General features: G+C 69.1%; 23 protein-coding genes. 14 read left to right on the top strand and 9 right to left on the bottom strand.

Annotated elements, in window-relative coordinates; all coding sequences use genetic code 11:
* Positions 1-25: 25 nt before the first annotated feature.
* From KIT53_RS19000 to hydA, 6 genes are all read left to right on the top strand, one after another.
* Complete coding sequence (locus KIT53_RS19000) at positions 26-1,168, top strand: acyl-CoA dehydrogenase family protein (RefSeq protein ID WP_297755971.1); 1,143 nt, start codon at positions 26-28, stop codon at positions 1,166-1,168.
* The gene (locus KIT53_RS18995) at positions 1,168-2,736 is read left to right on the top strand and encodes a CoA-transferase (protein WP_297755969.1); all 1,569 of its coding nucleotides are present in this window, start codon (positions 1,168-1,170) and stop codon (positions 2,734-2,736) included. The genes KIT53_RS19000 and KIT53_RS18995 overlap by 1 nt, the downstream gene beginning before the upstream one ends.
* Complete coding sequence (locus KIT53_RS18990; protein ID WP_297755968.1) at positions 2,733-3,689, top strand: dihydrodipicolinate synthase family protein; 957 nt, start codon at positions 2,733-2,735, stop codon at positions 3,687-3,689. Before KIT53_RS18995 ends, KIT53_RS18990 begins: the two co-directional genes overlap by 4 nt.
* 53 nt (positions 3,690-3,742) lie before the next feature.
* Entirely contained in the window at positions 3,743-4,459 is a 717-nt protein-coding gene (locus KIT53_RS18985) for a GntR family transcriptional regulator (RefSeq protein ID WP_297755966.1), read from the top strand.
* Between the two features lie 61 nt (positions 4,460-4,520).
* Entirely contained in the window at positions 4,521-4,931 is a 411-nt protein-coding gene (locus KIT53_RS18980; protein WP_297755964.1) for a DUF3830 family protein, read from the top strand.
* An 11-nt stretch (positions 4,932-4,942) separates the two neighbouring features.
* Entirely contained in the window at positions 4,943-6,397 is a 1,455-nt protein-coding gene (gene hydA, locus KIT53_RS18975; protein ID WP_297755962.1) for a dihydropyrimidinase, read from the top strand.
* Between the two features lie 12 nt (positions 6,398-6,409).
* Here the strand turns inward: hydA and KIT53_RS18970 are convergent, their stop codons facing one another.
* Entirely contained in the window at positions 6,410-7,147 is a 738-nt protein-coding gene (locus KIT53_RS18970) for a sulfite exporter TauE/SafE family protein (RefSeq protein ID WP_297755961.1), read from the bottom strand.
* A 98-nt stretch (positions 7,148-7,245) separates the two neighbouring features.
* Between KIT53_RS18970 and KIT53_RS18965 the strand changes: the two genes are divergently transcribed.
* Together KIT53_RS18965 and KIT53_RS18960 are read left to right on the top strand one after the other, a co-directional pair.
* Positions 7,246-8,154 carry a LysR family transcriptional regulator gene (locus tag KIT53_RS18965; RefSeq protein WP_297755959.1) on the top strand — a complete coding sequence of 303 codons (909 nt, stop codon included), beginning with the start codon at positions 7,246-7,248 and terminating at the stop codon, positions 8,152-8,154.
* Positions 8,155-8,266: 112 nt separating this feature from the next.
* Entirely contained in the window at positions 8,267-8,635 is a 369-nt protein-coding gene (locus KIT53_RS18960) for a sel1 repeat family protein (RefSeq protein ID WP_297755984.1), read from the top strand.
* 6 nt (positions 8,636-8,641) lie between these two features.
* Here KIT53_RS18960 and KIT53_RS18955 read toward each other — a convergent pair whose 3' ends face one another.
* Together KIT53_RS18955 and KIT53_RS18950 are read right to left on the bottom strand one after the other, a co-directional pair.
* Positions 8,642-9,139, bottom strand: coding sequence for a hypothetical protein (locus KIT53_RS18955; protein WP_297755957.1), 498 nt, complete (start codon positions 9,137-9,139; stop codon positions 8,642-8,644).
* A complete protein-coding gene (locus KIT53_RS18950) occupies positions 9,136-11,199 on the bottom strand; it encodes a UvrD-helicase domain-containing protein (RefSeq protein ID WP_297755955.1) in 2,064 nt (687 codons plus the stop codon). Before KIT53_RS18950 ends, KIT53_RS18955 begins: the two co-directional genes overlap by 4 nt.
* A 103-nt stretch (positions 11,200-11,302) precedes the next feature.
* Here KIT53_RS18950 and KIT53_RS18945 point away from each other — a divergent pair, with 103 nt between their 5' ends.
* Positions 11,303-12,265: an AEC family transporter gene (locus KIT53_RS18945; protein WP_297755954.1), complete on the top strand. Its 963-nt coding sequence runs from the start codon at positions 11,303-11,305 to the stop codon at positions 12,263-12,265.
* A 12-nt stretch (positions 12,266-12,277) separates the two neighbouring features.
* Here KIT53_RS18945 and KIT53_RS18940 read toward each other — a convergent pair whose 3' ends face one another.
* Positions 12,278-13,243: an MBL fold metallo-hydrolase gene (locus tag KIT53_RS18940; protein ID WP_297755952.1), complete on the bottom strand. Its 966-nt coding sequence runs from the start codon at positions 13,241-13,243 to the stop codon at positions 12,278-12,280.
* Positions 13,244-13,430: 187 nt separating this feature from the next.
* On the opposite strand from KIT53_RS18940, the gene KIT53_RS18935 reads away from it, so the two are divergent.
* Entirely contained in the window at positions 13,431-13,931 is a 501-nt protein-coding gene (locus KIT53_RS18935; protein ID WP_297755950.1) for a GAF domain-containing protein, read from the top strand.
* A complete protein-coding gene (locus KIT53_RS18930; RefSeq protein WP_297755948.1) occupies positions 13,928-14,323 on the top strand; it encodes a hypothetical protein in 396 nt (131 codons plus the stop codon). Before KIT53_RS18935 ends, KIT53_RS18930 begins: the two co-directional genes overlap by 4 nt.
* Before the next feature lie 21 nt (positions 14,324-14,344).
* Here the strand turns inward: KIT53_RS18930 and priA are convergent, their stop codons facing one another.
* Complete coding sequence (priA, locus tag KIT53_RS18925; protein ID WP_297755946.1) at positions 14,345-16,471, bottom strand: primosomal protein N'; 2,127 nt, start codon at positions 16,469-16,471, stop codon at positions 14,345-14,347.
* A gap of 435 nt (positions 16,472-16,906) precedes the next feature.
* Positions 16,907-18,010: a uroporphyrinogen decarboxylase gene (gene hemE / locus KIT53_RS18920; protein WP_297755944.1), complete on the bottom strand. Its 1,104-nt coding sequence runs from the start codon at positions 18,008-18,010 to the stop codon at positions 16,907-16,909.
* Between the two features lie 188 nt (positions 18,011-18,198).
* Between hemE and KIT53_RS18915 the strand changes: the two genes are divergently transcribed.
* Together KIT53_RS18915 and KIT53_RS18910 are read left to right on the top strand one after the other, a co-directional pair.
* Positions 18,199-18,600: a DUF4148 domain-containing protein gene (locus KIT53_RS18915; protein WP_297755942.1), complete on the top strand. Its 402-nt coding sequence runs from the start codon at positions 18,199-18,201 to the stop codon at positions 18,598-18,600.
* 105 nt (positions 18,601-18,705) lie between these two features.
* Entirely contained in the window at positions 18,706-18,939 is a 234-nt protein-coding gene (locus KIT53_RS18910) for a hypothetical protein (RefSeq protein WP_297755940.1), read from the top strand.
* Positions 18,940-18,960: 21 nt separating this feature from the next.
* Here the strand turns inward: KIT53_RS18910 and KIT53_RS18905 are convergent, their stop codons facing one another.
* Positions 18,961-19,587, bottom strand: a complete 627-nt coding sequence (locus tag KIT53_RS18905; protein ID WP_297755938.1) for a redoxin domain-containing protein — start codon at positions 19,585-19,587, stop codon at positions 18,961-18,963.
* Between the two features lie 46 nt (positions 19,588-19,633).
* Positions 19,634-21,838, bottom strand: coding sequence for a thioredoxin family protein (locus tag KIT53_RS18900; RefSeq protein WP_297755982.1), 2,205 nt, complete (start codon positions 21,836-21,838; stop codon positions 19,634-19,636).
* A gap of 232 nt (positions 21,839-22,070) precedes the next feature.
* On the opposite strand from KIT53_RS18900, the gene KIT53_RS18895 reads away from it, so the two are divergent.
* Complete coding sequence (locus tag KIT53_RS18895) at positions 22,071-23,294, top strand: cyclopropane-fatty-acyl-phospholipid synthase family protein (protein WP_297755936.1); 1,224 nt, start codon at positions 22,071-22,073, stop codon at positions 23,292-23,294.
* Here KIT53_RS18895 and KIT53_RS18890 read toward each other — a convergent pair.
* Positions 23,285-24,052 carry an alanyl-tRNA editing protein gene (locus tag KIT53_RS18890; RefSeq protein ID WP_297755933.1) on the bottom strand — a complete coding sequence of 256 codons (768 nt, stop codon included), beginning with the start codon at positions 24,050-24,052 and terminating at the stop codon, positions 23,285-23,287. The genes KIT53_RS18895 and KIT53_RS18890 overlap by 10 nt on opposite strands.
* Positions 24,053-24,072 lie beyond the last annotated feature (20 nt).

Raw genomic sequence — 24,072 nt, 5'->3', positions numbered from 1 at the left:
CCCTTCCACCCAAGGATCCCTGCCCATGGACTTTTTCTATTCACCCGAACAAATCCTGTTGCGCGACACCGTGCGGCGCTTCGCCCGTGAGCGCATCGCCCCGGCCGCGGCGGCGATTGACCGCGACGACGTTTTCCCGCGAGAGATCTACCGCGGCCTGGCCGACATGGGGCTGTTTGGCGTGGCCTTGCCCGAGGAGGCCGGTGGTGTCGGCATGGACACCACCACCGCCTGCATCGTGATGGAGGAAATCGCCTGCGGGGCAGGCGCGGTGGGCAACATGTATGCGTTGCCGGTGGAGTCCGTGCTGATGCTGCACGCCCACGGCAACGAGGTGCACAAGGCCTGGATTCCGAAGCTGCTCGACGGCAGCGCCGTGCCCGCCACGGCTGTCACCGAGGCCGATGCGGGCTCCGACGTGGCCGGCATGCGCACCACCGCGCGCCTGGACGGCGACCACTACGTGATCCATGGCGCCAAGGCCTGGGTGACTTTCGGCGGCGTCTGCGACTTCGTGCTGGTGTTCGCCAAGACCTCTCCCGAACATGGCAACCACAACATCAGTTGCTACCTGGTCGAATGCGACCGCCCCGGTGTGCGGCGCGGCGCCAACGAGCACCTGATGGGCATGCACGGTCTGGAAGACTGCGAGATGTCCTTCGACAACGTGCGCGTGCCGCTGGCCAACCGCCTTGGACCTGAGAACCAGGCTTTCCGCATGGCCATGGCCAATTTCAACGTGGGCCGCCTGTTGATGGCGTCGATGGCTCTGGGCATGACGCGCGCCGCCTTCGAGGATGCGCAGCGCTACGCGCGCGACCGGCGCCAGTTCGGCCAGCCCATCGGCGCGTTCCAGGCGGTGCAGTTCATGCTGGCCGACATGGCCACCGAAATGGACGCCGCGCGCCTGCTGATCCACCATGCCGCACGCCTGCACGATGCCGGGCAGCCGATTGCCAAACAGGCCGCGCAGGCCAAGCTGTTCACCACCGACATGGCGATGAAGCACGTCTCCAACGCGCTGCAGATCCATGGCGGTGCGGGCTACTCGCGCCACTTCCGCGTCGAGCGCATCTTCCGCGACGTCAAGCTGTCGCAGATCTACGAAGGCACCAACCAGATCCAGCGGCTGATCATCGCCCGCGCCATCGAGAAGGAGGCCGTCTGATGGTCCGCATCCTTTCCGCCGCCGACGCCGCGGCCCTGGTGCGCGATGGCGACGTGCTGGCCGTGGGAGGCAACGGCGGCACCGGCGTCGCCGAGAGCGTGCTGGCTTCTCTGGAGGAGCGCTTCCTGACCACTGGCGCGCCGCGCGCGCTCACGCTGTTCCACGTCACCGGCATTGGCGCGGTGACCGAGAAAGGTCTGTGCCGCCTCGCGCACGACGGCTTGGTGGCCCGCGTGGTCGGCGGCAACTACGGCCTGCAGTTGCCCTTCATGAAACTCATCACCGACAACCGCATGGAGGCCTACAACTTTCCGCAGGGCGTGATGGCGCAGCTCTGCCGCACGCTCGCCGCGCGCCAGCCCGGCGTGCTCACGCACGTGGGCCTGCACACCTACATGGACCCGCGCCAGGACGGCGGACGCATGAACAGCCGCACCAAGGAGGACCTGGTCAGCGTGGTGCCGGTGGCGGGCGAGGAGTTTCTGCTCTACCGCGCGCCCACGCCCACGGTGGCCATCCTGCGAGGCACCAGCGCCGACGAGGACGGCTATGTCTCCATGGAGCACGAGGCGACCACGCGCGAAGACCTCTCGCTCGCGCAGGCGGTGCACAACGCCGGTGGCACCGTGATCGTGCAGGTCAAGCGCATCGTGCGGCGCGGCACGCAGCATCCGCAGATGGTGAAGATCCCCGGTTTCCTGGTGGATGTCCTGGTGGTCGAGCCGCAGCAGATGCAGACCTATGCCACCGTGCACGACGGAGCGCGCTGCGGCGACGTGACGGTGCCGGTCTCGCGCATCGAGCCCGACGCCATGTCGGAGCGGCGCGTCATCGCACGGCGCGGCGCCTTCGAGCTGCGGCGCGGCGACGTGGTCAATCTGGGGGTGGGTGTCTCGGCCATGATTCCCAACGTCACGGCCGAAGAGGGCGTGAGCGAGGACATCACGCTGACCGTGGAGTCTGGCATCGTCGGTGGCGTGCCCGGGCATGGCCGCGAATTCGGCACCGCGATCAACCCGCGCGCCATCCTGGACCAACCCTACCAGTTCGATTTCTACGACGGTGGCGGTCTGGATGTGGCCTTCCTGTCCTTCGCCGAGGTGGACCCGGCTGGCAACGTCAACGTGACGCGCTTCGGTGGCCGTTACGACGGTTCGGGTGGCTTCATCGACATCTCGCAGAACACGCGCCGGCTGGTGTTCAGCGGCACGCTCACCGGAGGCGGCCTGATCGCGGTGCCGGTGGACGGCCGGCTGGAAATCCGCCGCGAGGGGCAGTTCCGCAAGATGGTGCCCGCGGTCGGGCAGATCAGCTTCAATGGCCGCCATGCGCTGGCGCGCGGGCAGCAGGTGAGCTTCATCACCGAGCGCGCGGTTTTCCGCCTCACGGCCGAGGGCCTGATGCTCACCGAGATCGCGCCCGGCATCGACCTGCAGAAAGACGTGCTGGACCAGATGGCGTTTCCACCGTTGCTCGCGCCGGACCTGCGCACCATGGACGAGCGCATCTTCCGCGCCGGCCCCATGGGCCTGCGCATGCCCGATGCCGAGGAAGGGGGGCGCGCATGAGCCACGTCGTCACCGCGTCCCATCTGCGTGGCGTGACCGTGGCCACGGTGATGCCCTTCGGTGCCGATGGCGCCATCGACTGGGCAGGCTACGACCGCCTGCTCGACTACTGCGTCGTCGGCAAAGGCCTGGCGGCGGTGTTCGTCAACGGCCATGCGGGCGAGGTCGCCGCGCTCACGCCCGGGGAGCGCAGCGCGGTCATCGCGCACACCCGCCGCCGTGTCGGCGCGGACATGCCGCTGCTGGCCGGCATCGTGGCCTACTCCACCGCCGAGGCCGTGGTGCGTGCGCAGGAGGCCGAGCAGGCCGGCGCCGACGTGGCGGTGCTGTTTCCCTTCCCGCAGTTCAGCGGTGGCGGCGGCGGCCATGCCGGCGCCGCGCTGGCTTACCTGCACGCGGTGCTGGACGCGGTGCGCATCCCGGTCTCGGTGTTCCAGTACCCGGTACGCTCCGGCGCCGGTTTCAGCACCGAGGTGCTGTGCCAGATGGCGCGCCTGCCGCGCATGCTGGCCATCAAGGAGGGCAGCGGCGACATCGGTATCTACGAGGACAACTGGCGCGCGGTCAAGGCGGTGGCGCCCGAGGTCGCGATCCTGCCATCCAACTACGACTGGCTGTTGCCGCAGCTCGCCGTCGGTGGGGACGGCATCCTCTCGGGCATGGGCAGCCTGCTGCCGGACCTGCTGGTGGAACTCTGGCAGGCCAGCGCGCGCGACGACCTGCCCGCCATGCGCGAGGCCAGCGCGCGGCTGTACCCGATCGAGCGCGCCATCTATGGCGCACCGCCCGCGATGGACATGCACACCCGCATCAAGGTGGCGCTGCGCCACCTGGGTGTCATCGGGTCGGCCCTGCCGCGCGCGCCGCTGCCGCCGATCGCGGCCGACGTCGAGCGGCAGGTCTGCCTGGCCGTGGATGCGGCGGGCCTGCGGCGGCCTGGGGCCGGGGCATGAAACAATGCACCGAGCGCAGCCGCGCCCACGCCCCACTTTCACGCCGATCCGCCATGACGATCAAGCCCGCCTCGCCCGCCCGCGCCGACAGCGCGCCCCTTGCCGACGACGACAGCGGACAGACCTCGGTGGAAAACGCCACCCGCTTGCTGCGCGAGGCCATCGTGCAAGGCCAGTACGGACCCGGCGAGCGCATCAAGATCACCGAGGCGGCAGGTCGCCTGGGCGTGGGCACCATGCCGGTGCGCGAGGCGCTGCGCAAACTCGAAGGCGAAGGCCTGGTGTCGATCACGCCCAACCGGGGTGCCACCGTGCGCGCGGTCAACCGCCAGTTCGTGGAAGACATCTACGAGGTGCGCACCACGCTGGAGGTGATGATCATGGGCCGCTGCATCGAGCGGCTCACGCTGGCCAGGCTCTCCGCGCTGGAGGCCCTGGTGACGCGGCACCGCGAGGCGCTGGAAGCCGGCGACGTGGTGACCATGACGCACATCAGCCGCACGCTGCATACCCAGCTCTTCGACGTGGCGGGCAACATCGAGGCCACCCGCATCTTCCAGCGCGAGTGGGAAATCATCCTTGCGCTGCGCGGGCGCTTCGGCTACGGCTCGGAGCGCCTGGCCAATCTGCAGCAGGAGTTCGAGTTGCTGGTGGCCGCGCTGCGCAATGGCGATGTCGCCGCCGCAGAAAGGGTCATCCGCCTGCACAACCGCGCCGGCATGGAAGACCTGCTGCAGCGCCTCCTGCCCGTCACCCACGACGCGCGCTGACCGCCCAGCGCTCCGGCCCGTTTTCTGCTTGCGCAGCCTTCATCACTTTCGAGATACCGCAATGACCCGCATCCTCATCACCGCCGGCGGCATGAAGTTCGTCGCCGAAACGCACCCCGACGCGCCGCAGACCGTGGCCGCCTTCCTGAAACTGCTGCCCTACCGCCAGAAGCTCATCCACGTGCGCTGGAGCGGAGAGGCGGTGTGGATTCCGCTGGGAGAGTTCCAGCTCGGCGTGGGCTTCGAGAACCACACCGTGCACCCTTCGCGCGGTGACATCCTGTTCTACCCCGGTGGCTACAGCGAGACCGAGCTCATCTGGGCCTATGGCAGTTGCAGCTTCGCCTCCAAGATGGGCGCGCTCGCGGGCAACCACTTCCTCACCATCGTCGAAGGCGCTCAGCAGATGCCCGAGCTGGGTCGCAAGACGTTGTGGGAAGGCGCGCAGGACGTGCTGTTCGAGCTGGCCTGAGGCACACCGCCATGGCCCCGTTCGACCTGATCGTGCGCAACGCCGACATTGCCACCGTCGGCGACCGCTACCGTGGCGACATCGGCATCCGCGAGGGGCGCATCGTCGCCATCGCGCAGGCGTTGCCGGGTGAAGCGGCCGAGGTGATCGACGCCGCCGGGCGGCTGGTCACGCCCGGCGGCGTGGACGGCCACTGCCATTTCGACCAGCCCACCAGCGACGGCTCGCGTTTTGCCGACGACTTTTTCACCGGCACGCGCTCGGCCGCCTGCGGCGGCACCACCACCGTCATTCCCTTCGCCTGCCAGCAAAAGGGCGGATCGCTCGTGGACGCGGTGGAGGACTACCACCGGCGCGCCAACGGCAAGGCGGTGATCGACTACGCCTTCCACCTGATCGTGGCCGACGCGCGGCCAGAGGTGCTGCGCGACGAACTGCCTGCGCTGGTGGAGCAGGGCTACACCTCGCTCAAGGTCTACATGACCTACGACGACCTCAAACTCGATGACCGCCAGATGATCGAAACCCTGGCCGCGGCGCGGCGCCTGGGTGCGATGACCATGGTGCACGCCGAGAACAGCGACTGCATCGCCTGGCTCACCGAACACCTGTTGGCCGCCGGCCTCACCGCGCCGCGCTACCACGCCAGTTCGCGGCCCATGGCGGTCGAGCGCGAGGCCACGCACCGCGCCATCTCGCTGGCCGAGCTGGTCGACACACCGATCCTGCTGGTCCATGTGTCCGGCCAGGAGGCGATCGAGCAGATCCACTGGGCGCGGGGGCGCGGCCTGCCCATCCACGCCGAGACCTGTCCGCAGTACATGCTGCTCAGCGCCGAGGACCTCGGCATAGACGACAGCGACCCCATGCACGGCGCGCGCTGCATCTGCAGCCCGCCGCCGCGCGACAAGGCCAACCAGAAGTTCATCTGGAGCGCGCTGTCCAGCGGCCTGTTCACCATCGTGTCTTCCGACCACGCGCCCTTCAGCATGGCCGGTCCGCACGGCAAAGGGGTGGCCGGGGAGCAGGCCTCTTTCGACCGCATTCCCAATGGCGTGCCCGGTGTGGAAACCCGGCTGCCGCTGCTGATGAGCGAAGGCGTGCTCGGTGGGCGCTTCGACGTGCACCGTTTCGTGGAACTCAGCGCCACCAGTCCGGCGCGGCTCTACGGCCTGTACCCGCGCAAAGGCACCATTGCCGTGGGCAGTGACGCCGACCTCGTGGTCTGGGACATCCGGCCCGAAGGCGAGGCCTTTACCCTGCGCCACGACATGCTGCACAGCGCGTGCGACTACACGCCCTATGAAGGCCTGTCGCTGCGCGCCTGGCCGGCCCTGACGCTCTCGCGGGGCCGCGCCGTCTGGCGCGACGGCCAGTTCCAGGCTGCACCGGGCAGCGGCCAGTTCTTGCCGTGCGCACGGCCGCTGGCACCGCGCGGCGGCGAGCCCTTTGCCCGCTGGGTCTGACCACGCAGCCGATCAGACCGCTCGCACCACCAGGTACAGGCCCAGCAGCATCAGCGCACCCAGGAAGCAGCGCCGGAACAGCACCGGCGCCATGCGCTGGCGCAGCCGCTGCCCCAGCGCCATGCCCAGCAGGGCGGCGGGCAGCATCAGCAGCGATGGCCCCAGCACGCTGGACGTGGCGACGCCGTTGATGCGCAGGCCGATGGCCCATGCCAGGGTGGAGACGGTGAACGACAGGCCCATGGCCTGGACCAGCGTGTCACGCTCCAGCCGCAGCGCCTGCAGGTAGGGGACGGCCGGCACCACGAAGACGCCCGTGGCGGCCGTGACCAGGCCGGTGAGTGCCCCCGCCACGGGCCCGAGCAGGCGTTGCGCCCGCGGCGTCAGCGTGGGCGTGAAGCCGGCCAGTGACCAGAATCCGTAGGCCAGCAGCGCCACGCCCAGCGCCATGCCGGCCCACGGTCCGGCCGGGGCACCCATCCACCAGGCACCGGCCAGCGTGCCCACGCACACCCCGGCTTGCATGGCGACCAGCCGGCGCAGCAGCGTACCCAGCGTGTGCCAGGGCCGCAGTTGCCAGAGGTTGGTCACCAGAGACGGCACGATGAGCAGGGCCGCCGCCTGGGCCGGCGTCATGGTCAGCGCCAGCAGGGCCATGGCCACCGTGGGCAGGCCCAGGCCCACGACGCCCTTGACCACGCCGGCGAGCACGAAGACGGCCAGGGGCATGAGCAGGGTGGTGGTGTCCATGGGAGCGGCATTCTGGCTCGCCGGGGCGCAAGGCGTGTTCGGAAGTGGCGTGGCCTGGTTCAGGCACCGCCTGAGGCTGGCTGTGGTAGCTTGCGGCCATGCGCTTTGACCTCACCGACCTGCGCCTGTTTCTGAACATCCACGAGGCGGGCACCATCACCGGTGGCGCCGAGGCCTCGCACATGACACTGGCCTCGGCCAGCGAGCGCGTGCGCGGCATGGAGGACACGCTGGGCGCGCCGCTGCTGCTGCGTGAGCGCCGCGGCGTGCGTCTCACGCCGGCCGGCCACACGCTGCTGCACCATGCGCGTCTGGTGGTGCGGCAGATCGATGTGATGCAGGGTGAGCTGGGCGACTTTGGCGAGGGCTTGCGTGGCCACGTGCGCATGCAGTGCAACACCTCGGCCATGAGCGAACACCTGCCCGGTGTGCTCAGCGGTTTCCTGGCTGCGCATCCCCGGATCTCCGTCGACCTGGAGGAGCGCGGCAGCACCGACGTCGCCGATGCGCTGCGCCACGGCGTCTGCGAAGTCGGCATGCTGTCAGACGCCGTGGACCTCGATGGCCTGGAGGTCTTCCCCTTCCGGTCCGACCCACTGGTGCTGCTGGTGCCGCGCGACCACGTGCTGGCCAGTCACCGCTCGGTCAACCTGGCCGATGTGGTGCAGGCGCCCTTCGTGGGGCTGACCGAGGGCAGCACGCTGCAGGAAACGGTGGCGCAGCAGGCGCGGCGGCTGGGCCATCGCCTGGACTACCGCGTGCGCCTGCGCAGCCTGGACTCGGTCTGCCGCCTGGTTGGCCTGGGTATCGGCCTGGGGGTGGTGCCGCGCGCGGTGGCCCTGCGCTGCGCCCGCGCCATGCGGGTCAAGGGCGTGCCGCTGTCGGGCACGTGGGCGGCGCGCAGCCTGGTGCTGTGCGTGCGCCGGATGGACACGCTCTCGCCACCGGCGCGCCAGCTTGTGGCGCATGTGCTGGCGTCTTCCGGGTCTGGCTCAGGCAAGGCCTGAGCCGGGCTTGGGCAGATCCCGCTTTTCAGCGCGGGTCCGGCGGCGGACGATGTTGCCCATGCCTGATCACCGATTTGCCGCGCGCCTCGCCGCGCTCGCCTGGGCCGGACTGATGTGTGCCAACGGAGCCGCTGCCCCGTTGCCAGCGCCCCGGGTCTCGACCGAACAGCAGTTCCAGCTCGCTCTGGAAGCACAGTCCGCGCGCGAGTACCGCGCCATGCTGCTGTGGCTGCGCCGCGCCGCCACGGCCGGCGACGTGCAGGCGCAGGAGATGCTGGGCCTGGCGCTGCTGGTGGGCCCCACGCTCTATGGCCCGGCGATCAAGGCCGACCGCTGCGAGGCCGGGCATTGGCTCGCCCGTGCCAGTGCACAGGGCAGCGAGGCCGCCCGTGTGTCGCTGGACTTTCTCAACCGGTTGCGCCTGGCGCCGTCGGGGCAGGACGTCTGCCAGGCCTGGCGGGGCGTGCCGGCCCCGTATTGAGCCCGCTCAACGCCAGCCCGGCACCTTCTTCAGCACGAAGTTCATGACCGGCTCGCGGGTCTGCGTACCCTGTGCGGGGCGGCGGATGCCCCGCAGCTCCTGCCCGCAACCGCTGGGGGTGACGTTGCCTTCCCAGACCGCGTCCATGCGCTGGCCGTCGGCCGATTCGTCCAGGTTGAACTCGCCATCGCTGACATCGCCCGAAACCTGCGCCGTGAGATCGTTGCCCGCGCCGCTGCGCTTGAGGCTGCCGCGCACGCTGCCCGCGTACTCCGGGTGGCGCTCGAACAGCACAGCACCGGTGGAGGAAGGTGCGGCTTCACTGCCGCCTTCCTGCGGCCACAGGCTGAGCTGCCACAGGCCGTAGAGCTGGGCCGGCTGCATGTCGGCGGGTCCGGCGCAGACGACCGCTGCGGAAGGGGGTGGCGTCTGCTGCGCTGTGGCCGCGGGCATGCACAGCAGGCCCGCGAGGCTGGCGGCGAGGGTCAGGACCAGGGTCTTCATGGCGTGGTGTCGGCGGCTTTCTGCGTGGCGGCGCGCTGGGCGAACTCGGCGCGCAACGCACGCAGCTTCTCACGCGGGTCTTCTTTCACGGTGGCCTGGTCCAGCGCCATCTCGCCGATGAAGCGGCTGGGCTGGCCGGGGACGCTCTCGCGTCCCTTCTTGCGCCGCTTGAGCCAGCTCACCGCCAGCGTGCGCTGCGCGCGCGTGATGCCCACGTACATCAGGCGGCGCTCCTCCTGCAGGCGCTGCGCGATGGCCTCGGCCGGCAGGTCGCTGTCGTGCTCGTCGAGCTTGAAGGGCAGCAGGCCCTCGTTCACACCGGCCAGGACCACGTGCGGCCACTCCAGGCCCTTGGAGGCGTGCAGCGTGGAGAGCGTCACCACGTTCTGGTCCTGTTCACGCTCGCTCAGCGTGGAGAGCAGCGCGATGGTCTGGACCACCTCCAGCAGGGACTTGCGCTCGGTCTCGGTCTGCACGCCGGCCTCGTCTTCCAGTTTGCCGCCGCAACGGCCCGCGACCCAGTCGCAGAAGTCCATCACGTTGGTCCAGCGCGCGGCGGCCACTTTCTCGTTGTCCTCGCTGTCGTGCAGGTGGCGTTCGTAGGCGATGTCCTTGAGCCAGTCGTCCAGGAAGGCGCGCGCGGCCTCGTGGCCCACGGTGTGGCGCGCGCGGTACTCAAGATCGTTGACCGCGCGGCCGAATTCGTGCAGGGCACCGATGGCGCGGCTGGAGACCGCGCTGGCCAGCGAGTGCGAGAACAGCGCCTCGAACAGGCTGAGCTTGTACTGCGTGGCGAAGGTGCCCAGTTGCTGCAGCGTGGTGTGGCCGATGCCGCGCTTGGGCGTGGTGGCCGCGCGCAGGAAGGCGGGGTCGTCGTTGTTGTTGACCAGCAGGCGCAGCCAGGCGCAGAGGTCGCGGATCTCGGCGCGGTCGAAGAAGCTCTGCCCGCCCGAGACCTTGTAGGGAATGTTGGCGCGGCGCAGCGACTGTTCGAAGGCGCGCGCCATGTGGTTGGCCCGGTAGAGGATGGCGAAGTCACGCCATTCCTTGTGCGCCGAATTCGAGCGCAGGCTCTGGATGCGGGCCACCGCGCGCTCGGCCTCATGTTCCTCGTTGTCGGCATCGACCACGCGCACAGGTTCGCCCTCGCCCAGGTCGCTCCACAAGGTCTTGGGGAACAGCTTGGGGTTGGGGCCGATGACGTTGTTGGCCGCGCGCAGGATGGCGCTGGTGGAGCGGTAGTTCTGCTCCAGCTTGATGACCTTGAGCTCGGGAAAATCCTGCGGCAGCCGCTTGAGGTTGTCCAGCGTGGCGCCGCGCCAGCCGTAGATGCTCTGGTCGTCGTCGCCCACGGCGGTGAAGCGCGCGCGCTCGCCCACCAGCAGCTTGAGCAGCTCGTACTGCGTGGCGTTGGTGTCCTGGTACTCGTCCACCAGCACATGTCCCATCTTCTTTTGCCAGCGTTCGCGCACCTCGGCGTGCTGGCTCAGCAGCTTGAGCGGCAGGCTGATGAGGTCGTCGAAATCCACACTCTGGTAGGCGGTGAGGCGCTCTTCGTAGCGACCCATGATGGTCGCGGTCACGCGCTCGTTCTCGTCCCTGGCCTGGGCCAGCGCCTGCGCCGCGTTCAGGCCCGCGCTTTTCCAGGCGCTGATGGTCCACTGCCAGGCGCGCGCGGTGGCCGCGTCGGTGGTGCCGCCGCAGTCCTTGAGCAGGCTGGTGATGTCGTCGGTGTCCAGAATGGAGAACTGCTTCTTCAGGCCCAGCACCTCACCGTCCTCGCGCAGCAGGCGCACGCCCAGGGCGTGGAAGGTGCAGATCAGCACCTTCTTCGCGTCCCTGCCCACCAGGTGGCTCGCGCGTTCCCGCATTTCGGCGGCGGCCTTGTTGGTGAAGGTGATGGCCGCGATGCGTTCGGCCGCCAGGCCCGCCTGGATCAGGCGGGCGATCTTGTGCGTGATCACGCGCGTCTTGCCGGAACCGGCACCCGCCAGCACCAGGCAGGGCCCGCCCAGATGGTTCACGGCTTCGAGCTGGGCAAGGTTGAGACCGTTGGACATCGGGAAGGCGGGCAGGCAGGCGGGCGAAGAACAGCAGGAAGCGCTGGATCATACCGGCAGGGGTGGGCGGCGCCGGCCTGCCCGGCCTGCGACAATCCGCGCCGTGCTCCAGATCCTGCTCGTCACCTTTCCCTTCTTCGCCCTCGTGCTGGCCGGCTATGTGGCCGCGCGGCGCGCCATGCTGCCGCTGGAGGCGATTCCCGGGTTGAACACCTTCGTGCTGTTCTTCGCGCTGCCGTGCATGCTCTACCGCTTCTGTTCGGGCACGCCGATCGCGCAGCTGCTGGACTCCTCGGTGATTGGCGTCTACCTGCTGTGCGCGCTGGTCATGGTGGCGGTGTGCATTGCGCTCACCTTCAACCGGCGCATCCGCTGGAACGACGCGGCCATGGGGGCATTGGTGGCGGCCTTCCCCAACACCGGCTTCATGGGCGTGCCGCTGCTGGCCACGCTGCTGGGGACGCAGGCCATGGGCCCGGTGATCGCCACCATGCTGATCGACATGGTCATCACCAGTTCGCTGTGCATCGCGCTCTCGCGGCTGGACGAGGGCCATGGGCAGGGCGCCCGCGCCATGCTCAACGCTGGCCGCAAGGCGCTGCGCGGTGTGCTCACCAACCCCATGGCCTGGTCGGTGGTGCTGGGCGCGCTGGCCTCGGCCTACGCAGTCACCCTGCCCAGGCCGCTGGAAAAGACGGTCTGGCTGCTGGCCGACGCGGCGTCGCCGGTGGCGCTGTTCACCATCGGTGCGGTGCTGGCGCGCGCGCAGATGCGCTCCAGCCACCCCATGCCCTTGTCGGACTACCTGCCGGTGGCGCTCATGAAACTGGTGCTGCACCCGCTGCTGGTGCTGGGCGTGGGTACCGCGGCGATCCGCCTGGGCGTGCCGCTCTCGCCGTTCGCGCTCACCGTGCTGGTGCTGGCCGCGGCGCTGCCCAGCGCGAGCAATGTGTCCCTGCTGGCCGAGCGCTTCGGTGCCGACAACGGGCGCATCGCCCGCATCATCCTGGTCACCACCACCGCCGCCTTCCTCACGTTCTCGGGCGCAGTGGCCCTGATGACCTGAGCACGCGGCCCTTCAGCGGGCCTTGCCCAGCGCTTCCTGCTCCAGCAGCAGGTAGGTGTTGTAGGCGTTCATGCGGTTGGCCGGGCCGAACATGGGCATCTTCTCGAAGGCCGACCAGTCGGTCTTTTCGTAGGCTTCCTCGAAGGGCACGAAGTTCTCCACCGCCTCGCCCATGCTGCGGCGCAGGTGCCGGAGGTAGTCGCGCGTGGTGCCGATGTCCACCTTGGGGTCGAGCGAGGCGCTGCCGTGACCGGGCACGACCGCGCGTGCGTCGTAGCGCAGCAACTGCTCCAGCGCCAGGATCCACTGCCGGCTGTTGGCCTGTCCCACGAAAGGCAGGCGGCCGTTGAAGAACAGGTCGCCGGCGAACAGCACCTTCTCCGAGGGCACATAGACGACGATGTCGTCGGGGGTGTGCGAAGGGCCCACGGGCGCGAGTTCGAACTTCACGCCGCCCACGTCCAGCGTGGTCGGCCCGTCGATCCAGACATCGGCCGGCACGATGCGGGTCTGGTCGTTGATCCAGGGGGCCAGGTCGGTGCGCGAGGCCTCCAGCCGCAGGCGCGCGGTGTCGGACTGGATGTACTCGCGCGCCGCGCTGTGCGCCACGATCTTCGCGCCCAGCTGTTTGAAGGTCTGCAGGCCGTAGATGTGGTCCGCGTGGTAGTGCGTGGCGATGACGTGCGTGACCGGCTTGTCCGTGAGCGCGCGGATGGCCTGCACCAGACGCTCGGCCAGGCGTGGCGAACCCAGGGCATCGATCACGACCACGCCGGCGGGGGTGATCACGAAGCCGGCATTGCTGATGAAGTTCTGGTTCTTGGGCGAGCCCAGCTGGGTCAGGCCCTCCACATAGTGGCTGTGCGGGCCGACCGCCTGCACCTTCATCTGCGGTCCTTCGTCGGCGGCGCGGGCGGGGGTATGCATCAGAAGCCCGGCCAGGCACAGCGCCAGCAGGGCTCGCATCGATGAGGGCATGCATGTCTCCAGGTTGCAGGGTGAGGCGACCTTATATCACGACATGCTTATATACGGGGCGACTTGGGCATCAGGAAAGGCCCATCCATCACCTTAAAAAAACTTAAGTTTTGTCTCCCGCGTGACGAAGCAGGGGTATCCGCTCCCATTGCCCGATGGGTGTGCCTGCCTGGATGGAGAAGAACCCATGATCGTGGCTCCCTTGCCCCGTAACGAAGCCCGGCGCCTGCGCGCGCTGCGCGACCTGCTGATCCTGGACACGGGACCGGAGGAGCGCTTTGACCGGATATCGGCGTTTGCCGCACAGGAGTTCAACGTGCCGATCGCGCAGGTGTCGCTGGTGGACCGCGACCGGCAGTGGTGCAAGTCCTCGTTCGGTACCTCGGTGCTGGAATCTCCGCGCCAGACTTCTTTTTGTGGCCATGCCATCGCCATGTCCAGGACGCTGGTGGTGCCCGACGCGCTGAGCGATTCGCGCTTTGCCGACATCCCCATGGTCGTGGGCAAGCCGTATGTCCGCTTCTATGCCGGGGCCCAACTGCGCCTGCCGTACGGTCAGGTGGTGGGGACGCTGTGCATCATGGACCGGCGCCCGCGCGAATTCGACCGTCTGGACGAGGCCATCCTCGGCGGCCTGCGCGACATGGTGGTGGAGGAGCTCTACCGCCGAGAGGAGGCGCTGTCGTGAACCGCAGCCAGGTGCTCCTGATCGAACCCGATGGCCTGGTGCGCAGCACCGTGGCCTCGGTCTGCCGCGAACTGCGTCTGGTGACCCTGCACGAGGTGACCAGCGTGGCGCAGGGCGAAAAGTGGGCCCGCAGCGGCACCGGCCATGGCCTGCTGTTGTCGCTGGCCGAAGGCGAGGCCTCGCTGGGTTTCCTGACCCGGTTGCGGGCGGGCGAACTGCGCCTGCCGGCCGATCTGCCGGTGGCGGTGATGGCGCGTGCCGGCGACGTGGCGCTGGTCTCGCGCCTGAAGGAGCTGGACGTGCGGCGCCTGCTGCTGCAGCCCTTCCGGCTGCGCGACGTGATCGTCACGCTGGAGCACTTGTGCGCCACGCAGGAGGTGGTGTCGGCCTGAGGGGCGGGTCTTGCGTCTGGCTCAGATGGCCAGCGGGTCCACGTCCACCGCGAAGCGGATCAAGCCACGGGCCTCCGGCAGGCCGCGGCACTCCAGCAAAGCCGGCTGCCATGCAGCCAGGAAGCGCTGCAGCGCCACCCGCGAAGCCGCTTCCACCAGCAACTGCGCCCGCTCCACATTGGCCACCCGCTGGATGGTCAGTGGCACCGCCGGGTAAAGCGTGACCTCCTGGGCCTGCGCCAGCGCGGCCGCGGCCTCGGCGGCACCGCTCAGATAGGCCTGGGCGGCCTGCTGGGTGCGCGCGTCGGCGCGCAGCAGGGCCTGGTGGCCGAACGGGGGCATGCCCGCCCGGTGGCGTTCGGCCAGCTCCGTTTCCGCGAAAGCCGGGTAGTCGTGGCGGCGCAGGCTGTCGAACAGCGGATGCTGCGGGTGCCAGGTCTGCACCCACATCTCGCTGGCCGTGCCTTGGCTGCTGACAAAGGCGGCGTCCCGGCCGGCGCGGCCACCGGCCTGCATGAGCAGCGCGAACAGGCGCTCGGGCGCGCGGTAGTCGCTGGCGAAGAGCGCGGCGTCGGCGTTGACGCTGGCCACCAGCGTGATGCGCCGGAAGTCGTGTCCCTTGGCGATCATCTGCGTGCCCACCAGCACGTCCACCTCGCCGCTGTGCATGGTGGCCAGTTGCGCCTGCAGGCTGCCCTTCTGGCGCGTGGAGTCCGCGTCCATGCGGGCCACGCGCGCGGGCGCGCCGTCGCTGCGTCTCACGTCGGCCAGCAGGCCGGCGAGCTGCTCCTCCACCTGCTCGGTGCCCCGGCCGACGGGGGCGATGTCCAGGTTGCCGCATTCCGGGCAGGCGCGCGGCACGCGCTCGGTGAAGCCGCAGTGGTGGCAGCGCAGCGTGCGGTCGAGCTTGTGGAAGACGCGGTAGGCGCTGCAGTGGGGGCAGGCGCTTTTCCAGCCGCAGTCGTGGCAGGCCAGCACCGGCGCGTAGCCGCGCCGGTTGAGCAGCACCAGGCACTGCTCGCCACGCCCGATGCGTTCGGCCATGGCCTGCACCAGCGGCGGCGCGAGCACCGCGCCCTTGGGTTGGTGGTTCATGTCCACCAGGCGCAGCCGCGGCAGAGCACCGCCGCCGATGCGCGCGGGCATGTCCACCCGCAGGTAGCGCCCCTGCCCGGCGGCATGCCAGCTTTCCAGGGACGGCGTGGCCGAGCCCAGCACCACCTGGCAGCGTTCGCCACCCTGCGCCGCCAGCGCCTCGGTCTGCACCTTGGCCCGGTAGATGGCCAGGTCGCGCGCCGAATAGCGCGCGCCCTCCTGGCTCTTGTAGCTGGGGTCGTGTTCCTCATCCACCACGATCAGGCGCAGGCCTGGCAGGCTGGCCAGCACCGCCATGCGTGTGCCGAGCACGATGCGCGCCTGTCCGGTGTGCGCGGCCAGCCAGGCGCCCAGGCGTTGCGCGGGCGTTGTGCCGCTGTGCAGGCAGACCACGGCGCCAGTGCCGTAGAGCGGCTCGAAGCGCTCCCGGAACCGCGCTTCCAGCTGCGGCGTGAGGTTGATTTCCGGGACCATCACGAGCACCTGTGCCTGATCGCTCCCGGACAGTGCGCGCTGCGTGGCCTGCAGGTAGACCTCGGTCTTGCCGCTGCCGGTGGCGCCGAAGAGCAGCACCGGTCTGTCGGCGCTGGCCAGGGCCTGCAGCGCTCCGTGCTGTTCCTCGCTCAAGGCAGGCTCCGTCGCCGTGGCCTGCCGGTCGGATGGGTCCAACGCCGTGGCCTGCGCGCGCCGCTTGAGTCTGCGCGCCAACTGCACGTTGCTCAGGTCCCGCAGTTGCGGAGGCAGGGCGGCCAGCGCCACCTCGCCCAGGCCGCGCTGGTAGTAGCGCGCCGCGAACTGCACCAACTGCCGCCACGGTTCATCGAGCGCGGGCAGGCCTTCGAGCACCCCGGCGATGGATCGCGTCCGTTCCGCGCTCAGGCCTTCGGGCGGCGCCTGCGCGTTGTCCCAGACCACGCCCAGCACTTCGCGCGCGCCCAGCGGCACGCGCACCAGCGTTCCCGGCGCGAGCGCAAGCTCACTTCGGTAACTCAGGCTGGCACCCACACCGCTGTGGGCCGGTGTGGCCACGACCACGTTGGGCCAAAAAGTCATGTTTAGCGCCGGTTCCTCAGTTTTTGTGTCGAAATGCACGCTAAGTGCTTGATTTGAAAGTGCATAGCGACATATCCAGACTTTTTGTGGATAACTTTGTTGATAGTTTGCTCCGGGACCGTCGGAAGCCTTGCAAATCAAGGGCTTGCTTAAACTGCCTGTAAAAAAAGCAGAAAACAAACTCCTTATAAATCAACAGCTTGGCGCATATTGTGTCAGGCCTGCGCCACCTGCCTGTGGCCACTCGACCATGGCGCACCGCAGCACAAGTTTTGTGCATAAGTGAGGCTTGTCAAGTGGGTTTTTCGGTGATTTTTATGCTAAAGGCGCGGCGCCGGAGGGCGGGGAAGGTGCCGCCGAGGGGTGCCGCGGGGAGGTTTGACCACCCGGAAATCGGCAGCGGGTGAGTCTCTGAAGCTGCGAAAAACGCAGCGCTCAGACCGCGCCGCGCAGCCGGCGGGAGTGGCGGTGCACAGCGTCCACCAGTACCGAGACGTGCTCTGGCGGGGTGTGTTGGCTGATGCCATGGCCCAGGTTGAAGATGTGGGTGGCACCTTCTCCCGGCCCTTGGTGCGGGCGGCCGAAGCTCTCCAGCAGCGCCGCCACCTCGGCGTCGATGCGCTCGGGCGGTGCGAACAGGACATTCGGATCGATGTTGCCTTGCAGGGCCTTGCCGCCGGCACCCTCGCCGACCTGCGCGCGGGCGCGCCCCAGGTTGACCGTCCAGTCCAGCCCGAGCACCTGGCAGTCCAGGTCCCTCATGTCGTCGAGCCAGAGCCCGCCACCCTTGGTGAAGACGATGCGCGGTATGCGCACGCCCTCGTGTTCGCGGTGCAGTTGCGCGAGCACGCGGCGCGTGTAGGCCAGGCTGAAGTCCTGGAACTTGCCGTCGGCCAGCACGCCGCCCCAACTGTCAAACACCATCACCGCCTGAGCGCCGGCCTCGATCTGCGCGTTCAGGTACGCGGCGACCGCGTCGGCGTTCACTGCGAGGATGCGGTGCATCAGGTCGGGCCGGCTGTACATCAGTGCCTTGACGTGCCGGTAGTCGTCCGAGCCACCGCCTTCCACCATGTAGCAGGCCAGCGTCCAGGGACTGCCGGAGAAGCCGATCAGCGGGACGCGGCCCGCCAGGGCGCGGCGGATCGAGGTCACCGCATCGAACACGTAGCGCAGCTTGGCCATGTCGGGCACAGCCAGCGCGGCCACGTCGGCTTCGGTGCGCACCGTCCTCTCGAACTTCGGCCCCTCGCCCAGGGCGAAGGACAGGCCCAGGCCCATGGCGTCGGGCACCGTGAGGATGTCGGAGAAGAGGATCGCCGCGTCCAGCGCATAGCGCTCCAGCGGCTGCAGCGTGACCTCGGTGGCGTAGTCCACGTTGGTGGCCAGGCCCATGAAGCTGCCGGCCTTGGCCCGGGTGTCCCGGTACTCGGGCAGGTAGCGCCCGGCCTGACGCATGAGCCACACCGGCGTGTGGTCGGTGGCCTGGCGCAGGCAGGCGCGCAGGAAGCTGTCGTTGAGCAGGGGGGCGAAGGGCATGGCGGTGTCGGGCGGTTGGATACCCACAGGATTATCCCGTGGCTTCGTTTGTTGCCAAATCAGAAATGAATATGTTCTGTTTGGGTTATTTATCCATTCCAGAAGAAATTTTAAAGTTCACCCATGCCGAACAGAAACCGGCATCTGCAAAGTCTCTCTTCTTCAACTGTTGTCTCAAAGGAACTGTCATGAACACCGCTCAACGCATCCTCCTCCCCGTTGCTTTTGCCCTTACCGCTGGCGCCGCCTTCGCCGAAGGCCCGATCCAGGGCAACGAAGTCTTCGGTTTCCACAGCACGCTGAGCCGCGCTGAAGTCCAGGCACAGGCCGTGCAGGCCCGTGACGCCGGCCTGATCGTCACCGGTGAAGCCCAGCCCGAAGCCGGCACCGCCGTGGCCTACAGCGGCGTGAGCCGTGCGCAGGTGCAAGCCGAAGCCGCCGAAGCCAACCGCCTGGGTCTGGTGGCCCGCGGCGAGATCCTGCCGCAAGCCACGCCCGCACAGGCCGAGCAGGTCCGTCTGGCCGGTCTGCGCGCCGTGCAAGGCCGCACCGTGGTGCAAGGCGTCGAAGGCGCCACCCGCGTGAACTGATCCTCCGCCGGTGTCTCCCGGTTGTGTTTCCAACGGCCCCTCGGGGCCGTTTTTTTTTGCGCGCGTTGCGCGCGGACACCGCTATAGTGGCCGCCGGAGGTGTGCATGAAGCCTGATGGAACACCGAGCTTGTATGGCCGCAGGCTGTACCGTGTCGTGTCCGTGGTGCTTGGTTTGCTGATCGTGGGCACGGGGCTTTACGCCCTGCTCTTCGCCCCCGAGTCCGACCTCCTGCGCGCGCTGGTCGCACTGGCGCTGGTGGTGGTGGGCGGCAACATGGTGCACGCAGGCTGGCGCGCCCGGGCGTCCTGGCTTTCCCGGCTGGGCCCGTTGCCCTGAGGCATCTGGCAACCAGACCGTTCAGGCCGCACCGTTCTTGTACTTGATGCTGCAGCCGTAGGCACGGCTGGTGGACACGCTCAAGGGCTTGCCCGCACGCAGTTCGGCCAGTCCCTGGCGCACGTAGTTGGTGGCTTTCTCGATGTCGGCCACGCGCGCGGACGGGATGCTGTCAATGCCGCCGGCGTAGACCAGCAGACCCTGCGCGTTGACGATGTACATGTGCGGCGTGACGCGTGCGGCGTAGGCTTCGCCGACCTTGCCGTCCTCGTCCATCAGCGTGGCGGTGGGGCTGGCCTTCTGTTCGGCCATCCAGCGGCCCAGTTGCGGCGGCGTCTGGTAGTCGGCGCTGTCCTCGCGCGTGGAGTTGATCGCCAGCCACACCACGCCCTGTCCGGTGGCTTCCTTCTGCAGGGCCTGCATGTTGCCCTGGTAGTGCTTGCGCACGAAGGGACAGCCCGGGTTGTTCCACTCCAGCACCACGGTGCGGCCCTTGAAGTCGGAGAGCTTCACCGGCTTGCCTCCGGTGTCGGGCAGGATGAAGTCGGGGGCGGCCTGTCCGACGCCGACGGCGGCGAAGGCGGGGGTGACCAGCAGGGTGGCGAACGGCGCGAAAGCCGCGTAGGCCAGCAGGGGACGGCGTTGCATGGTGAGGCTCCTGTGGTGGCGGGGTTGGCGGGCGGGGGGGAACTCCTTACAGCCGGCCCAGGGCGGCGCGGACCTCTTCGACACTGAGGATCTCGGACAGCACCTGCGTGGGCTGGCCCTGGCGGTAGATGGCATACACAGGCACGCCGTTGCGGCCCAGGCTGGCCAGGGCGGCGGTGACGGCGGGGTCGCGGCGGGTCCAGTCGGCGCGCAGCAGCGCCACATTTTTCTGCGCCGCATCGGTCAGCACCGCGCTGTCGGCCAGCGTGGTGCGCTTGTTGTACTGGCAGGTCACGCACCAGGCGGCGGTGAAGTCCACGAACACCGGGCGTCCCTGCGCCACCAGGTCCGCCTGGGCCTGTGGGCTCCAGGTCTGCCAGCTCAGACCGGCGACGGAGGTGGGCACGGGCTGGCCGGCCGTGCCCGAGGCTTCCTGCAGCCGGGTCACATGCGGGCCGATGGACCAGCCCAGCCAGACCAGGCCGGCCACCGAGAGGCTGGCCATGAGGGCTCGGCTTTTGCCGCGCAGGCCCAGCGCCCAGACCAGCAGGGCCAGCACCACCAGCAGCATGAGCAGGGCGGCCGCGCCGTCGATCCCGCTCTGCTGGCCCAGCACCCACAGCAGCCAGACCACGGTGGCGAACATGGGGAAGGCCATGAGGTGGCGGAACGTGTCCATCCAGGGGCCTGGGCGTGGCAGCAGGCGCGCCACGCCCGGCACCCAACTGGCCAGCAGATAGGGCAGGGCCATGCCCAGGCCGAGCGCGCCGAACACCGCCAGGGCCTGCGCCGCGGGCAGGCCGACGGCCAGTCCGAGAGAAGCGCCCATGAAGGGCGCGGTGCAGGGCGAGGCGATGGCGGTGGCCAGCACGCCGGTGAGGAACGCGTCGGCCGTGGGGTTGCGCGCCTGCAGGCTGGCCACGCGGCTGGGCAGCACCTGGCCGATCTCGAACAGCCCGGCCAGGTTCAGGCCGATCAGGGTGAACAGCACGGCCAGCGCGGCCACCACCGCCGGGCTTTGCAGCTGGAAACCCCAGCCGAGTTGCTCGCCGGCCGCGCGCAGTGCCAGCAGCAACGCCCCCAGCGCCAGGAAGGAGAGCACCACGCCGGCGGTGTAGGCCAGACCGTTCGCGCGGTGCGCCCGGCGGTCGCCGGACTGCCGGGCGAACGCCACCACCTTGATGGCGAGCACCGGGAACACGCAGGGCATGAGGTTGAGGATGAGCCCGCCGAGCAACGCACCCAGCAGCGCAGCCCCCAGGGTGAGTGAAGACGCGCTGCTGCCACCTCCACTGCCGGTGCGCGTGGCGTTGGCGTCCAGCGCGGACTGCAGCGCTTCCGGCAGGGCGGCGTTGGGTGTGGCGGCGGCCGCGGGCCAGGTCCCCTGCACGGGGACCTCCACGCGCACGCCGGCGCTGCCCGCGCCCTGGCCCGGCGGGTTGGCGCGGGCCACCACCAGTTGCAGGGTGGCGGGGCTTTCGCTGCGGTAGGGCGACAAGGGCACCTGCGCCTGCCAGCGGTCGCCGTCCCACTGCTGGCTCCAGGCCGCGCCCGGCTCGATCAGTCCGGGCGTCTCTGGAAAGAACTCCAGCTTCTGGCCGCGCCAGGTGGCCGGCAGCCCCGCCAATGCAACGCCCAGGCTGCCTTGCGCGGGGCTGGCCTGGCTGCCTTGCGCGGGCTGGTCCTTGGGGGCGGCGGCGAAGGCGGCTTCAAAGGCCGCGCCGTGCAGCGCGGTCGAGCCCTGGGCCGGCAGGCGCAGCACGAAGCTGCCTTCCTCGGGGATGCATTCCTTGCGGCAGACCAACCAGGAGGCCTGCAGCCGGACCTCCAGTTCGCTGCCGGTGAAGCCGGGTGCCACCGTCAAAGGCACGGGCAGGACCACGGTGCCGTCGTAGCCATAGTTGGCCAGGGTGCCGATGGGGAACTTGCGCGGCGTGGGCCAGGCAATGTCGCCCGCGCTCACGCCCGGCGGCAGCGTCCATTGCAGTTCGGTGGGCAGGCCGGAGTCGCCGGAGTTCTTCCAGTAGGTGTGCCATTCGGGCGCGTGGGTGAGCTGCAGGCCGACCCAGACCGGTTTGCCCGGCGCCACGCCATCGGGCGCGTGGGCGATCAGTTCGGCGCGTGCCTGCTCACTCTGCACCACGGTGGCATCGGGCTTGCTTGCCAGCAGGGACTGCCCCAGGGCGGACAACGGCAGCAGCAGGGCCACGAGCAGGGCACGGGCGGCGGGAGGGAGCGGTATCGCGGGCATGAACAGGGCGGTGGACAAGGTGGGCGTCGAGGGAGGGCGCGGACGTGGCCAGCGGTAGGAGAGGCTGTGCGCGCCCAAGTTCCTGCCCGTGCCGGGACAGCCCGGCGGGTCACGCGATTATCGGCCGGGTGCTATGGTCGGGTCAGACCCCTGGGGTTCACAGGAAATCCCACTTTCGGTACAACCCGTCGTGGGACGGAACGAATGGCTGGAATGGCTTGGAGGTTGATGCATGGGATCGATCGTTGAGCGCGCTCTGCTGCCATGGGCGCAAAAGGTCAAGACGAAGCTGAACGTGCCGGTTCGGCTGCGCTGGGGGGAGCAAGGGGCTTCCTCCCTCGAACTGGGTGAGTTCGACGAACCCCAGGTGGAAATCCGGGTGCGCGATGCCGCAGCGCTGCCGTTGCTGATCAACCCGGGGCTTGACACATTGGGTGAGGCCTACGTGGAAGGCTTGATCGATGTGGAGGGCTCGCTGTCCGACATCCTGGCGGTTGCGCACCGGCTGGCCGAAGGCGCCCCGTCGGGCAAGGACGGCCTGATCCAGCGCCTGCGGCGCCGCTTCGGCCACACCCGTGAGAGCGACAGCAAGGCCATCCAGTACCACTACGACGTGTCGAATGCGTTCTATGCCCATTGGCTGGACGAACGCATGGTGTATTCCTGCGCTTATTTCGAGACCGGCGAGGAGACGCTGGCCGAGGCGCAGCTCAGGAAGATCGACCACATCCTCGCCAAGATCCGCCTGCAGCCGGGCCAGCGCCTGCTTGACATCGGATGCGGCTGGGGGGCGCTGGTGCTGCGCGCCGCACAGAAGTTCGGGGCCCACTGCGTGGGTGTGACGCTGTCGAAGAACCAGTACGAACTGGCGCGTGAGCGCGTGCGCGAGGCCGGACTCGAAGACCGCATCGAGATCCGGCTGCAGGACTACCGCGACGTGAACGACGGACCGTTCGACCGCATCACCAGCGTCGGCATGTTCGAACACGTGGGGCTGGACCATCTCGCTGACTACTTCGGGCACATCCGTTCCCTGGTCAAGCCCGATGGCTGGATCATGAACCACGGCATCACCAGCACCGATCCGCAGGACGGCGAGACCGCCCATGGCGGAGGCAGCTTCATCGACCGCTACGTGTTTCCGCAGGGCGAACTGCCGCACATCGGCACCGTGCTGCGCACCATGCAGGAAGGTGGACTGGAGGCCTTCGACGTCGAAAGCCTGCGCCGGCACTACATGCGCACCACCCAACTCTGGAGCGATGCCTTCGAGGCCCGCGCCGAGCAGATCAAGCCGCTGGTGAGTGAAAAGACCTGGCGCATCTGGCGCGTGTACCTGGCCGGCTGCGCCTGGGCCTTCGAACACGACGAGATATCTCTCTTCCAGGTGGTCTGCCGGCCGTCGGGCCGGCTCGCGCACGAGCTGCCCTGGTCGCGCCGCTACATCTACGGCTGATCGAGGGAGGGCTGCGCCCAGCCCAGCACCACCCGCCGGGTGGTGGCCGACTTTTTCTCGATCTTGGTGACCACCACCGCACCGATCTCGGCCGTGTTGGCCACGTGCGTGCCGCCGCAGGGCTGCAGGTCGATCGGGACGGTGCCGTCGCCGATGCGGATGGTGCGCACCGTTCCGCTGCCGCGCGGCGGTGCCACGCTCATGCTTTTCACCAGGGAGGGGTTGGCGTCCAGTTCGGCGTCGGTGACGGAGCCCACGGTGAGGGCATGCGCCTCGGCCACCAGGCGCGCCAGCGCGCGGGTCAGGGCCTCCTTGTCCAGCGGCTCGGTCATGTGCAGGTCCAGGCGCGCGTAGTCCGGTGTGATGCTGCAGCCGTTCACCGGTACGGGCACCAGGTGGCAGAGCAGGTGGGTGGCGGTGTGAAAGCGCATGAGGCGGTGGCGGCGTGCCCAGTCGATACGGGCCTGCACCGGAGTGCCCACGGACACAAGGCGCTCGATCACGGCGTCCTGCCCTGGCGCGGGCACATGGACGATGTCTGCCGTGGCGCGGCCTTCGGCGTCCTTGCCCTTGCGGGTGTCGGCGATGGCGATCGCCGTGCCATCGGCCAGCAGCAGCGCGCCGGTGTCGCCGGCTTGCCCGCCGCCCAGCGGGTAGAACACCGTGCGGTCGAGCACGATGCCCTGGGCGTCGACATGGGTCACGTGGGCCTCGCAGGCCTGGAGGTAGGCGTCCTGCCGGAAGAGATCCTGGGTCATGCCGGCATCTTACGGGGCGG

Origin of the sequence: Hydrogenophaga sp., from assembly GCF_026125785.1 — a bacterium.
GTDB lineage: Bacteria > Pseudomonadota > Gammaproteobacteria > Burkholderiales > Burkholderiaceae_C > Hydrogenophaga.
Note: the sequence above shows the minus strand (reverse complement) of the source record. Positions and strands in the feature narration are given on the sequence as shown.